We start from the raw sequence: 13,223 nt of genomic DNA on the forward strand, positions 1-13,223 counted from the left end.
CCGGGGTTCCCGGGGTTGCCGTTCGCCGTCAGCGAAGCCGCCGCAGGGGAGTTAGGGGTGGGGCACGGCTACCCGCCGTAACGGTTCCGTCTCGTCGCCGGGTTGCACCCGGCAGATGGCCGGTCGCGCAGTTCCCCGCACCCCTCGAAACACCTTGCCCTTGGCGCACAGGGCGAGCCCTGCGCAACCCCAGGGGCGTTGGGGGTACCCCAGACGAGGCTCTGGGGGAGGAACTGCGCGACAAGCCGTAGGAGGCGGACGGTCCGGCGACGGCCGGGAGGAGCGGCCCGGGCGGGGGCAGGGCGCAATGAGCCGTGCAAGCGGGAGCGCATGAGGGGCGCAGCGCGCACAAGGGCGGTGGAATTCCCCCGCACCAGCGGAGCTAGCGGGCGCGCAGGAAGGCCGAGGTGGACACCCGTCCGATCAGCTCGAACCGCGTCGCTCCGGCCAGGTACGCGTCAGCCCCCTGCTGCACGCCGGCCCACTTCCTGTCCCCGTAGTCGTCGAGGACCACCACGGCGCCGGGAGCGGCGATCTCCTCGGCCCACTCCAGGTCCTCGGTGACGCCCCGCGCGGAGTGGTCGCCGTCGACCACGATCACGCCGTACTGCCGGTCGGAGACCGCCGAGCGCACCTCCGGGTCGCCGGAGAAGCCGACCTCGACCCGGGCCCGCTCGCCGGCCTTGCCGCCGAGGGCGAGGTTGGCGCGCACCACGTCCACGCGGACCGGGGTGCCGGTCGGGTCCAGGCCCTCCAGGCCGCCGGGCTGCAACTGGCTGCCGGCCAGCGGGTCGACGATGGTCAGCTCGGGCTCGATGCCCGCCCGGTGCAGCATGCGCAGCAGGGTCGCGGAGAACAGGCCGTAGAGGGTGCCGATCTCCAGCACCTGCGCGTTGGGCGGGGAGAGCAGCGGGACGGTGGCGAGCTTGCCGCACACGTTCTGGGTGGAGCCGGCGAGCCGGCCGACCGCCAGCGCCTCCAGGGCGATCACGTTGCGGAAGGCGATGGTGACGTTGCGCCGGGCGGCTGCCTGGTCGGCGCCGCTGACCTGGGCCACCTCGGCGACGAGCCGGTCGATCTGGGCCGGGGTGGGCAGGCGCGGGCCGCTGCGCCCGGTGCGGTCGAAGAGCAGGCTGACGGCGTACTCGTTGCCGCGCAGCTCGTGCACCTCCCGCCGCAGCGAGTCCAGTTCCTTGCGCAGCCGGTTCACCGGCCGTTGCACGCGCTGGTCCACCAGTGCGGCGGCCGGCCGCAGCAGGCGTTTGGCCACCGGGTTCCTGAGGAGGGAAGACATGGGGCGGAACCTACGCCGGTGCCCCGCGGCAGCGGGCCGACTGCGGGAACAGATCGCCGGAAGTCCTCCGGTACGGAAGGTTAACCTCCGGTGGATCGGCGGCCGACGGGCGCCCATGGGTTCACCGCGGGTCGGTCAAAATGGGGTCATGGCTGCGATGGACGACCTTTACCTTCCCGCTCCCGCCCCTCCGGACCGCTGGGACGGCGACCCGCAGGAGCGGCCCGAGGTGCTGGACCGGCGGCAGGGCCCCTACGGCGAGGCGGTGCTGCGCCGGCACGGCGGCCGGCTGGAGATCATCGCCAACGGCACCTTCCTGATGGACACCGCCGACGGCCGCTCCGAGCGGCTGCTGGTCGACGCGGCCCTGGCCGCGCTGCCCGCCGGCCGCGCGGGCGCGAGCGTGCTCATCGGTGGCCTGGGGGTGGGCTTCTCGCTGGCCAGGGCGGTGGCCGAGCCGCGCTGGGAGCGCATCGCCGTGGTGGAACGCGAGGCCGCGGTGGTCGGTTGGCACCGCGCGGGCCACTTCGCGCCGTACGTCGGCGACGTACTGGCCGACCCGCGTGTGCAGTTGGTCCAGGAGGATCTGACGGTCCATCTGCGCACCACCGAGGACCGCTTCGACGCGCTGTGCCTGGACATCGACAACGGCCCGGACTGGACAGTCACTGAGAACAACGGCAATCTCTACAATCCCAGTGGCCTCCTCGACTGCCGAGAGCGGCTGACTGCGGGCGGCGTGCTCGCCGTCTGGTCGGCACAGCCCTCGACCGCCTTCGAGGCGGCGCTGCGAAGGGCGGGCTTCACGGGGGTGCGCACGCTGGAAGTGCCGGTGCGGCGCGGCGTCCCGGACGTCGTGCACATAGCCGTCAAGGCGTAAAGGCGTCATAGTCATGGCAGCTGCCCGCCCCGTACGCTGCCGGTAACGGGACGACTTGTATGGGGCGGTAGTGGACAGCGCACAGACGACGGGCGCGCAGCGCCGGGTGCTGGTGGTCGAGGACGACCAGACGATAGTGCAGGCGATCGCGGCCCGGCTGCAGGCCGAGGGCTTCCAGGTGCGCACGGCGGGTGACGGCCCCTCCGCGGTGGAGGCGGCCCACGCCTGGCACCCCGACCTGCTGGTGCTGGACGTGATGCTGCCCGGCTACGACGGCCTGGAGGTGTGCCGCCGGGTGCAGGCCGACCGGCCGGTGCCGGTGCTGATGCTCACCGCGCGCGACGACGAGACCGACATGCTGGTGGGTCTGGGGGTCGGCGCCGACGACTACATGACCAAGCCGTTCTCCATGCGCGAGCTGGCCGCGCGGGTGCACGTGCTGCTGCGCCGGATGGAGCGGGCCGCGAGCGCCGCGCAGACCAGCCGCAGCGCCAGCATCCACCTGGGCGACCTGGAGATCGACCACGCCCAGCGCCGGGTGCGGGTGCACGGCAGCGATGTGCACCTGACCCCGACCGAGTTCGAGCTGCTGGTCTGCCTGGCGCAGCAGCCGCGCGCGGTGCTCTCCCGCGAGCAGCTGCTCGCAGAGGTGTGGGACTGGACCGACGCCTCCGGCACCCGCACCGTGGACAGCCACGTCAAGGCGCTGCGCCGGAAGATCGGCGCCGAACGCATCCGCACCGTGCACGGCGTCGGCTACGCCCTGGAGACCCCCGCGCCATGACACCCTCCGGCGCCGGCCGCACGCTGCGGCGGCGGCTGTGGCCGCGGCTGCGGGTGGCGGTGCGCGGCTGGATCGCCCGGCTGTGGGAGGCGCTGCGCCCCTGGGACCCCGCCCGCTCGATCAAGGCCGCCCTGCAGGCCCTGGTGATCGCCTCCGTGATGATCACCACGCTGCTGGTCCTGGTGGCGATCCACTCGGCCACCTCGACCCGGGTGATCACGATCTTCTCGATCATCGCCTCCCTGCTGATCACCCAGATCGTGGCCACCAACCTGACCGCGCCCCTGCGGGAGATGACCGCGGTGGCCCGGGCGATGGCCGGCGGCGACTACAGCCGCCGGGTGGCCCAGGCCCGCAGGGACGAGGTCGGCGAGCTCGCCGAGACCTTCAACCGGATGGCCGCCGACCTGGCCGCCGCCGACCGGCACCGCAAGGAGCTGGTGGCAAATGTCTCACACGAGCTGCGCACCCCGATCGCCGCGCTGCGGGCGGTGCTGGAGAACGTCGTGGACGGCGTCTCGGCGGCGGACCCCGAGACGATGCGGCTCGCGCTGCAGCAGACCGAGCGGCTGGGCAAGCTCGTCAGCCAGCTGCTCGACCTGTCCCGGCTGGACAGCGGCGCGGTGCGGCTGGACGCCAAGCGGTTCGAGGTGTGGCCGTACCTGTCGGCGGTGCTGAAGACGGCGAGCCTGGGCATGGACGGCAGGACGGGGAGCGTCTCGCGCTCCCGGCCGCGCGCGGACGTGCCGCTGCACCTGGACGTCTCACCGCCGGAGCTGGTCGCCTACGCGGACGGGGAGCGGCTGCACCAGGTGGTGGCGAACCTGGTGGACAACGCGGTCAAGCACAGCCCGCCCGGCGGCCGCGTCACCGTGCGGGCCCGCGGCGGACCGACGCCCGGCAGCCTCGACCTCGAAGTGCGCGACGAGGGCCCGGGCATACCCGAGGCGGACCGGGTACGCGTCTTCGAGCGCTTCCACCGCGGCTCGCACCCGGGTCGGGACGGCGGCACGGGCCTGGGCCTGGCCATCGCGCGCTGGGCGGTGGACCTGCACGGCGGCCGGATCGAGGTGGCCGAATCCCCCCGCGGCTGCCGCATCCACGTCACCCTCCCGGGAGCGCCCGAGGCGTCGCGTTGACGCCGCCGGGCGTCTCGCCCTGCGGACACCCGGAGCACACAGGGCGGACCGCTGGCATAGACCACTGGCCGGACAACCCCCAAGAGGGACCACTTTCCCGCCACGTATCGCACCGAAACCCGCCCGCGCGTGTGACTTGCGCGACGACCGGTCCCCTAAACTGCATCTTGGGGTTCCGAAGGCGTAGCCTTTATTCCCGCTGTCCACCATCTTGTGAAGCGGAAGAGGGCGGTTGCCGCCGTGTCGCCACAGTCCCCCAATAGCTCAAGTGTCTCGACCGACCACGAACCGCAGGGCGAGGGCCCTGCAGCGGGTTTCGGCCCGAACGAGTGGCTCGTCGATGAGATCTACCAGCAGTACCTCCAGGACCCGAACTCGGTAGACCGAGCCTGGTGGGACTTCTTCGCCGACTACAAGCCGGACGGCTCGGCCACGCCGGCCGCCCCCGCGGGCCAGGGCGGTGCCTCCGGTGCCGCCACCCGTGCGAACGCCGGGGTGCCCGGCGCCGCCCCCGCGGCGGCCGCACCGGCCGTGCCCGCGCCCACGGCCCCCGCCCCGGCCGCACCGGCCGCTCCCCCGGCCGCACCGGCCGCCCAGGCCCCCGCGGCTCCGCCCGCGCCCGCCGCGGCCCCCGCCGCCCCGGCGCCCGCCCCCGCGGCCCCGGCCGCGCCCGCCACCGCGAAGCCCGCCCCGGCCGCCGCGCCCGCCGCGCCTTCTGGGGCCGCCGAGCCCGTCACGGAGTTCGTCACCCTGCGCGGCCCGGCCGCCGCCGTCGCGAAGAACATGAACGCCTCGCTGGAGCTGCCCACCGCCACCTCGGTGCGGGCGATCCCGGTGAAGCTGCTCTTCGACAACCGCATCGTCATCAACAACCACCTCAAGCGCGCCCGCGGCGGCAAGGTCTCCTTCACCCACCTCATCGGCTACGCGATGGTGCGGGCGCTGTCCGCCATGCCGTCGATGAACTGGCACTTCGAGGAGAAGGACGGCAAGCCGACCCTGGTCAAGCCCGACCACGTCAACCTGGGCCTGGCCATCGACCTGGTGAAGCCCAACGGCGACCGCCAGCTCGTCGTCGCCGCCATCAAGAAGGCCGAGACGCTCAACTTCTTCGAGTTTTGGCAGGCGTACGAGGACATCGTCCGCCGCGCCCGCTCGGGCAAGCTGACGATGGACGACTTCACCGGCGTCACCGCGTCGCTGACCAACCCCGGCGGCCTGGGCACCGTCCACTCGGTGCCGCGGCTGATGCCCGGCCAGTCGATGATCCTGGGCGTCGGCTCCATGGACTACCCCGCCGAGTTCCAGGGCACCTCGCAGGACACCCTGAACCGGCTGGGCATCTCCAAGGTGATGACGCTCACCAGCACCTACGACCACCGGGTGATCCAGGGCGCCGCCTCCGGCGAGTTCCTGCGCATCATGAGCCAGCTGCTGCTCGGCGAGAACGACTTCTTCGACGACATCTTCGCGGCGCTGCGCATCCCGTACGAGCCGGTCCGCTGGCGCACCGACATCGACGCCGGGCACGACGACGACGTCACCAAGGCCGCCCGCGTCTTCGAGCTGATCCACTCCTACCGGGTGCGCGGCCACGTGATGGCCGACACCGACCCGCTGGAGTACCGCCAGCGCAAGCACCCGGACCTGGACGTCCTGGAGCACGGGCTGACCCTGTGGGACCTGGAGCGGGAGTTCGCCGTCGGCGGCTTCGCCGGCAAGTCCCTGATGAAGCTGCGCGACATCCTCGGCGTGCTGCGCGACTCCTACTGCCGGACCGTCGGCGTGGAGTACATGCACATCCAGGACCCCAAGCAGCGCAAGTGGATCCAGGACCGCATCGAGCGCCCGCACGCCAAGCCCGAGCGTGAGGAGCAGCTGCGCATCCTGCGCCGGCTGAACGCGGCCGAGGCGTTCGAGACCTTCCTGCAGACCAAGTACGTCGGCCAGAAGCGCTTCTCGCTGGAGGGCGGCGAGTCCGTCATCCCGCTGCTGGACGCGGTGCTGGACGCGGCCGCCGAGTCCCGGCTCGACGAGGCGATCATCGGTATGGCCCACCGCGGCCGGCTGAACGTGCTGGCGAACATCGTCGGCAAGTCCTACGCGCAGATCTTCCGCGAGTTCGAGGGCAACCTCGACCCGAAGTCGATGCACGGCTCCGGCGACGTGAAGTACCACCTGGGCGCCGAGGGCACCTTCACCGGCCTGGACGGCGAGCAGATCCGGGTGTCGCTGGCGGCCAACCCCTCGCACCTGGAGACTGTCGACCCGGTCATCGAGGGCATCGCCCGCGCCAAGCAGGACATCATCAACAAGGCCGGCACCGACTTCACCGTGCTGCCCGTCGCCCTGCACGGCGACGCGGCCTTCGCCGGCCAGGGCGTGGTCGCCGAGACGCTCAACATGTCGCAGCTGCGCGGCTACCGCACCGGCGGCACCGTGCACGTGGTCATCAACAACCAGGTCGGCTTCACCGCCGCCCCGGAGTCGGCCCGCTCCTCGATGTACAGCACCGATGTGGCCCGGATGATCGAGGCGCCGATCTTCCACGTCAACGGCGACGACCCGGAGGCCGTGGTCCGCGTGGCGCGGCTGGCCTTCGAGTTCCGGCAGGCGTTCAACAAGGACGTCGTGATCGACCTGATCTGCTACCGGCGCCGCGGCCACAACGAGTCGGACAACCCGGCGTTCACCCAGCCGCTGATGTACGACCTGATCGACAAGAAGCGCTCGGTGCGCAAGCTCTACACCGAGTCGCTGATCGGCCGGGGCGACATCACCCTGGAGGAGGCCGAGCAGGCCCTGCAGGACTACCAGGGCCAGCTGGAGAAGGTCTTCACCGAGGTCCGCGAGGTCACCTCCGCGCCCGCGGAGTCCTCCGCGCAGGACAACCGGGCCGAGTTCCCGGTGGCGGTGCCGACCGCGGTCTCCAGCGAGGTCGTCAAGCGGATCGCCGCCTCGCAGGTGAACATCCCCGAGGGCTTCACCGTCCACCCGCGGCTGCTGCCACAGCTGCAGCGCCGCGCGGCCATGGTCGAGGACGGCACCATCGACTGGGGCATGGGCGAGACCCTCGCGATCGGCTCGCTGCTGCTGGAGGGCACCCCGGTCCGGCTCGCCGGCCAGGACTCCCGCCGCGGCACCTTCGGCCAGCGGCACGCGGTGCTCATCGACCGGGTCACCGGCGAGGACTACACCCCGCTGCTCTACCTGTCCGAGGACCAGGCGCACTACAACGTCTACGACTCGCTGCTCAGCGAGTACGCGGCGATGGGCTTCGAGTACGGCTACTCGCTGGCCCGCCCGGACGCGCTCGTGATGTGGGAGGCGCAGTTCGGCGACTTCGCCAACGGCGCCTCGTCGATCATCGACGAGTACATCAGCGCGGCCGAGCAGAAGTGGGGCCAGACCTCCGGCGTCGTGCTGCTGCTGCCGCACGGCTACGAGGGCCAGGGCCCGGACCACTCCTCGGCCCGCATCGAGCGCTACCTGCAGCTGTGCGCGCAGAACAACATGACGGTGGCCTTCCCGACCACCCCGGCGAACTACTTCCACCTGCTGCGCTGGCAGGTGCACAACCCGCACCACAAGCCGCTGATCGTCTTCACCCCGAAGTCGATGCTGCGGCTGAAGGCCGCGGCCTCCAAGGCCGAGGACTTCACCAGCGGGCAGTTCCAGCCGGTGATCGGCGACACCTCGGTGCAGCCCGACGCGGTCCGCAAGGTCGTCTTCTGCACCGGCAAGGTCTACTACGACCTGGTGGCCGAGCGGGAGCGGCGGGGCGCGCAGGACGTGGCGCTGATCCGCATCGAGCGGCTCTACCCGCTGCCGGGCACCGAGATCCAGGAGGCGCTCGCCCCCTACACCAAGGCGCAGAAGTTCGTCTGGGCGCAGGAGGAGCCGGCCAACCAGGGCGCGTGGCCGTTCATCGCGCTCAACCTGATCGACCACCTCGACCTGGTGCTCGGCGCCGCGCCCGACAACGCGGACCGGCTGCGCCGGGTGTCCCGCCCGGCCTCGTCCTCCCCCGCGGTGGGCTCGGCCAAGCGGCACCAGGAGCAGCAGCAGCAGCTGGTGCGCGAGGTGTTCGAGATCTGATCGGGGGCGGGCCGGTGGCTGCCGGCCCGCCGACCGGACCGTCGGCGCCGTCCGGTGCCGGCCAGTGCCCTTCCGCCCCCGCCGTCCGCGGCGGGGGCGGTGCTGTCTGCCGGCCCCGCGTCCCCGTTCCGTTTTCCTCGCCGTCTTTCGTTCCGTCCTTTCCCGTCCGACCCCCTGTTCCGGAGCAGATCGTGTACTTCACCGACCGCGGTATCGAGGAGCTCGCCGACCGGCGCGGCGAGGAGGAGGTCAGCCTGGAGTGGCTGGCCGACCGGCTGCGCGAGTTCGTGGACCTCAACCCGGAGTTCGAGGTCCCGGTCGAGCGCCTGGCCACTTGGCTGGCCCGGCTGGACGACGACGAGGACGAGTAGGCCGCCGCCCGCTCGGGCGCCCCTTGACTTCCCGCTCACGCGATATATCGTGTCTCCCCAGAGACGCGATATGGTACGCGAGTGCCCGGCACCCGAGGAGGGGCGCGATGAGCGGTACGTCCGAACGGACCGTCGCTGAGCCCGAGAAGTTCGTCTTCGACGAGCGGGTCGACACCCTGAACGTGCGCATCGTGAACGGCGCGGTCAACGTGGTGGGGACGGACGGCGGCCCGGCCCGGGTGGAGGTCACCGAGATCAGCGGCCCGCCGCTGGTCGTGGAGCTCTCCGACGGCACCCTCACCGTCGGGTACGAGGACCTGCGCCGGACCGGCTTCCTCAAATGGTGGGACCGCAAGGGCTGGCAGCGCCACGCCGTGGTCTCGCTCGCGGTGCCGCAGGGCACCCGGGTGGGGGTCGGCGTGGTGGGTGCGAACGCGGTCGTCTCGGGCATCTCGGGCGCTACGACGGTGGGGGCGGTCAACGGCGACACGACGCTGGTCGGCCTGACGGGCGCGGTGAAGGCGAACACGGTCGGCGGCAGCGTGGAGGCGCAGTCGCTCTCCGGGGACCTGGACTTCCATACCGTCTCCGGCGACCTGACCGTGGTGGAGGGCAGCGGGCCGCGGGTCAAGGCCGACTCGGTCAGCGGCAACATGGTGCTCGACCTGGACCCGTCGAGCGGCGCGCAGGTCAAACTCACCACCGTCTCCGGCGAGATCGCGATCCGCATCCCCGAACCCGGCGACGCCGAGGTCGATGCGAGCACCACCAGCGGCCAGGTCTCCTGCGCCTTCGAGGAGTTGAACGTCACCGGCCCGTGGGGGCCCAAGCGGCTCAGCGGCCGGATCGGCTCGGGACGGGCCCGATTGCGGGCCACCACCGTCTCGGGGGCCATCGCGCTGCTGCGCCGCCCGCCGCTGGAGGACGGCGGCGGGCCTGACCCCTCCGCGGCCGGCGGGGCGCCCTCCTTCCGGAAGGAGGGCTGACATGGCGCCCGTCTTCGCACACGGCCGGCTGCGGCTGTACCTGCTCAAGCTCCTGGACGAGGCCCCCCGCCACGGCTACGAGGTGATCCGGCTGCTGGAGGAGCGCTTCCAGGGCCGCTACGCGCCCTCGGCCGGCACCGTCTACCCACGGCTGGCGAAGCTGGAGAAGGAGGGCCTGGTCACGCACTCCACCGAGGGCGGCCGCAAGGTGTACGCCCTGACCGACGAGGGCCGGGCCGAACTCGCCTCGCGGGCCGGGGAGATCGCGGGCCTGGAGGAGGAGATCCGCGAGTCGGTCTCCTTCCTGGCCGCCGAGATCCGCGAGGACGTCAGGGGCGCCGCGGGCGACCTGCGGGCCGAGGTGCGGGCCGCGGCGCAGCAGGCGCGGGCGGGCGGCGACACCCGGGACCGCCAGGCGTGGGACGAGGCCAAGCGGCACTGGAAGGAGCAGGCGCACCGGGCCAAGGAGGAGAGCCGCAGGGCGAAGGAGGAGGCCCGCGACGCCCGCCGGCAGGCCAAGGCGGCCCGCGATGCGGTGGACACCGCCCGCGACGAGGTCCAGCGGATCGTCCGCCAGGTCCAGGAGCAGGTCCAGACGCACGCGCGGACGGGCGACTGGCAGAGCGGCCTGCGCGAGGGCCTGGCCGAACTCACCCGCGAGCTGGGCCAGTTCACCCGCCCCGACGCCGCTTCCGCGCACAAGGCCGCCGACCCGGCCCCGGCCGCGGACACCTCCGCGGACGCCGAGCCCCCCTCGCAGAATCCGGTCCGTGACCTGGAGCGCCTCCTCGACCGCTTCCGCGACGACATCCGCGACGCGGCCCGCGACTCCGGTGTCACCGACCCCCAACTCCGCGAGATCCGCCGCCAGCTGGCCGCGACGGCGGCCCGCATCGCCGCCACCCTTCACCCCCGCCCCTGATCAGCCGCGGGTCCAGGCGCCGCCGCCCAGCGGACCGCGGAGTCCTAGCGGGTGAGGACCAGTTTGCCGAAGAGGTCGCCCTTCTCCAGGCGGGTGAAGGCCTCACGGGCCTCGGCGAGGGGATAGGTGGAGTCCACGACCGGGCGGATGCCCGTGGTGGCGCAGAAGGCGAGGAGGTCCCGGAGTTCGTCCTTCGTGCCCATCGTGGAGCCGACGACCTTCAGTTCGAGGAAGAAGATCCGGGTGAGTTCGGCGGCCGCCGGGTTGGGGCCGCTCGTGGCGCCGGAGATCACCAAGGTGCCACCCGGGCGCAGGGACTTGACGGAGTGGGACCACGTGGCCGCGCCCACCGTCTCGATCACCGCGTCGACGCGCTCGGGCAGCCGCGCCCCCGGCTCGAAGACACGGTGGGCGCCCAACGCGGTGGCCCGCTCGCGCTTCTCGGCGTCCCGGCTGGTCGCGTACACCCGCAGGCCCGCGGCCTTCGCCAGGACGATCGCGGCGGTGGCGACCCCGCCGCCGGCGCCCTGCACGAGCACGGAGTTCCCGGGCCGCACCCCGGCGTTGGTGAAGAGCATCCGGTACGCGGTGAGCCAGGCGGTCGGCAGGCAGGCCGCTTCCTCGAAGGACAGCTCCGGCGGCTTGGGCACCAGGTTCCACGTCGGCACCGAGACCCGCTCGGCGAACGTCCCCTGGTACTTCTCGGTGAGGATGGTGCGCCGCTCGGTCGGCCCGACCCCGTGCCCGCTCAGCCCCACCACCGGGTAGACGACCACCTCGTTGCCGTCCGGGTCCACCCCGGCGCCGTCGCAGCCGAGGATCATCGGCAGGCTCTCGGCGCCGAGCCCCACTCCGCGCAGCGACCACAGGTCGTGGTGGTTCAAGGAGGCGGCCCGCACCTCGACCGTCGTCCACCCCGCCCGTTCCTCGGGCTCCGGCCGCTCGCCGAGTTCCAGCCCGTTCAGCGGTTGTTCGGGATCGATCCGCCCCGCATAGACAGCAAACATGCCGCCGACCCTACGTTCCCTACCCTCCGGTAGGGAAGGACGCCGGGGCCGCCGCACCGCGTCGGTACGGCGGCCCCGATCAGGACCCAGTCAGGACCGTGTCAGGTTCCGATCGGGTTCCGGCCGAGCCCGGTCAGGGCCCGATCAGTACCCGGTCAGGGCCGGGTCAGCACCCGGTCGGTCCGGGCCTGGTCGCTACAGCCGGGCCACCCCGTCGGCCCGCGCCGCCGCCGCGACCGCCGCGGTGACGGCCGGTGCGACCCGCGGGTCGAACGGGGAGGGGATGACCCGGTCGGCGGAGAGTTCGTCGGCGACGACCGCCGCCAGCGCCTCGGCCGCGGCCAGCTTCATGTTCTCGGTGATGGCCGATGCCCTGACCTGGAGGGCCCCGGCGAAGATCCCCGGGAAGGCCAGCACGTTGTTGATCTGGTTCGGGAAGTCGCTGCGCCCGGTGGCGACCACGGCGGCGTACTTGTGGGCGACGTCGGGGTGGATCTCCGGCGTCGGGTTGGCCATCGCGAAGACGAAGCTCCCCTCGGCCATCCGGGCGACGGCCGCCTCGGGGACGGTGCCGCCGGAGACGCCGATGAAGACGTCCGCCCCGGCCAGCGCCGACTCCAGCGAGCCGGTCAGCCCGGCCTTGTTCGTATACGACGCGAGTTCGCGCTTCACCTCGTTGAGGTCCTCGCGGCCGGAGTGGACGACGCCCTTGCGGTCGGTGACCGCGACGTCGCCGATGCCCGCCTCGACCAGAATGCGGGCGATCGCGACCCCGGCCGCGCCCGCGCCCGAGATCACCGCCCGCAGCTCGCCGAGCTTGCGCCCGGTCAGCCGCGCGGCGTTGCGCAGGGCCGCCAGGGTGACGACCGCGGTGCCGTGCTGGTCGTCGTGGAAGACCGGGATGTCCAGCGCGTCCTTCAGCCGCCGCTCGATCTCGAAGCAGCGCGGCGCGGAGATGTCCTCCAGGTTCACCCCGCCGAAGGACGGGGCGAGCCGGACCACGGTCTCCACGATCTCGTCGGTGTCGGTGCAGGCGAGCGCGATCGGCACCGCGTCCACCCCGCCGAACTGCTTGAAGAGGATCGCCTTGCCCTCCATCACCGGCAGCGACGCCTCCGGGCCGATGTCGCCCAGGCCGAGGACCGCCGTGCCGTCGGTGACGACGGCGACCACCTGGGACTTCCAGGTGTAGTCGTGCACGAGTTCGGGACGCTCGGCGATGGCCGTGCAGACCTCCGCCACCCCCGGGGTGTACGCGAGCGACAGGTCGGCGGCGTCGCGCACCGGGACGGTGGCGGTCACCTCCAGCTTGCCGCCGCGGTGCAGGGCGAACACCGGCCCGGACACCGCGGAGTCGGCGTCCGCGCCGGTATCCGCGGTCGAGCCGCCGCCCGTCGCCGGGTTTTTGTGCGTGCTGTGCGTGCCGCTGGCCGCGCTGTTCTCCGTACCGCTGACGGACACGTTCGCCGAACCGTTCTCGCCGTCGGCCGCCGCACCGGCCAGGGCGTTGACGATCTCCGTTGCCACTTGTGACCCCTTTGTCGAAGGATGAGGGAATTCTCCCCCCGCGAGCAGGGGGAGGCGGGCTTCGGCGGGCGCGTCACCACGTAACGAGTGAGAAGCGGTGACGCATTCCACGCCCGGCGTGCCGCACGCGCGCCGAGGGCCCCGGATGAGGGATGGGGGGACTCGCTCCGCCGGACGTCGACTCCGGTGGCGAGTGGGCTGGTTGGTCCTGAAGT

At 72.5% G+C, this 13,223-nt stretch carries 10 protein-coding genes; 7 read left to right on the forward strand and 3 right to left on the reverse strand.

The features are described from left to right. Nucleotides 1–382: 382 nt before the first annotated feature. The gene (locus tag BLR33_RS07700) at nucleotides 383–1,294 is read right to left on the reverse strand and encodes a class I SAM-dependent methyltransferase (protein WP_093783528.1); all 912 of its coding nucleotides are present in this window, start codon (nucleotides 1,292–1,294) and stop codon (nucleotides 383–385) included. Nucleotides 1,295–1,451: 157 nt separating this feature from the next. Here BLR33_RS07700 and BLR33_RS07705 point away from each other — a divergent pair, with 157 nt between their 5' ends. From BLR33_RS07705 to BLR33_RS07735, 7 genes are all read left to right on the forward strand, one after another. Next, complete coding sequence (locus BLR33_RS07705; protein ID WP_245771286.1) at nucleotides 1,452–2,174, forward strand: spermidine synthase family protein; 723 nt, start codon at nucleotides 1,452–1,454, stop codon at nucleotides 2,172–2,174. A 70-nt stretch (nucleotides 2,175–2,244) separates the two neighbouring features. Beyond that, complete coding sequence (locus BLR33_RS07710; RefSeq protein ID WP_245771243.1) at nucleotides 2,245–2,958, forward strand: response regulator transcription factor; 714 nt, start codon at nucleotides 2,245–2,247, stop codon at nucleotides 2,956–2,958. Further along, entirely contained in the window at nucleotides 2,955–4,097 is a 1,143-nt protein-coding gene (locus BLR33_RS07715; protein ID WP_093783530.1) for a HAMP domain-containing sensor histidine kinase, read from the forward strand. Before BLR33_RS07710 ends, BLR33_RS07715 begins: the two co-directional genes overlap by 4 nt. A 240-nt stretch (nucleotides 4,098–4,337) precedes the next feature. Continuing rightward, nucleotides 4,338–8,195, forward strand: coding sequence for a multifunctional oxoglutarate decarboxylase/oxoglutarate dehydrogenase thiamine pyrophosphate-binding subunit/dihydrolipoyllysine-residue succinyltransferase subunit (locus BLR33_RS07720; protein ID WP_093783531.1), 3,858 nt, complete (start codon nucleotides 4,338–4,340; stop codon nucleotides 8,193–8,195). A 191-nt stretch (nucleotides 8,196–8,386) separates the two neighbouring features. Next, nucleotides 8,387–8,566: a DUF6104 family protein gene (locus BLR33_RS07725; protein WP_093783532.1), complete on the forward strand. Its 180-nt coding sequence runs from the start codon at nucleotides 8,387–8,389 to the stop codon at nucleotides 8,564–8,566. A gap of 107 nt (nucleotides 8,567–8,673) precedes the next feature. Beyond that, the gene (locus BLR33_RS07730; protein ID WP_093783533.1) at nucleotides 8,674–9,552 is read left to right on the forward strand and encodes a DUF4097 family beta strand repeat-containing protein; all 879 of its coding nucleotides are present in this window, start codon (nucleotides 8,674–8,676) and stop codon (nucleotides 9,550–9,552) included. Between the two features lies 1 nt (nucleotide 9,553). Further along, on the forward strand, nucleotides 9,554–10,474 hold the full coding sequence (locus BLR33_RS07735; protein WP_093783534.1) for a PadR family transcriptional regulator: 921 nt from the start codon (nucleotides 9,554–9,556) through the stop codon (nucleotides 10,472–10,474). A 44-nt stretch (nucleotides 10,475–10,518) separates the two neighbouring features. Here BLR33_RS07735 and BLR33_RS07740 read toward each other — a convergent pair whose 3' ends face one another. Beyond that, nucleotides 10,519–11,481 (reverse strand): zinc-binding dehydrogenase, encoded by a 963-nt coding sequence (locus BLR33_RS07740; RefSeq protein ID WP_093783535.1) that lies wholly within the window; start codon nucleotides 11,479–11,481, stop codon nucleotides 10,519–10,521. 195 nt (nucleotides 11,482–11,676) lie between these two features. Continuing rightward, nucleotides 11,677–12,828 carry an NAD(P)-dependent malic enzyme gene (locus BLR33_RS07745; RefSeq protein WP_093783789.1) on the reverse strand — a complete coding sequence of 384 codons (1,152 nt, stop codon included), beginning with the start codon at nucleotides 12,826–12,828 and terminating at the stop codon, nucleotides 11,677–11,679. Between the last annotated feature and the right edge of the window lie 395 nt (nucleotides 12,829–13,223).

The organism is Actinacidiphila guanduensis (assembly GCF_900103985.1).
GTDB classification, from domain to species: Bacteria; Actinomycetota; Actinomycetes; order Streptomycetales; family Streptomycetaceae; genus Actinacidiphila; species Actinacidiphila guanduensis.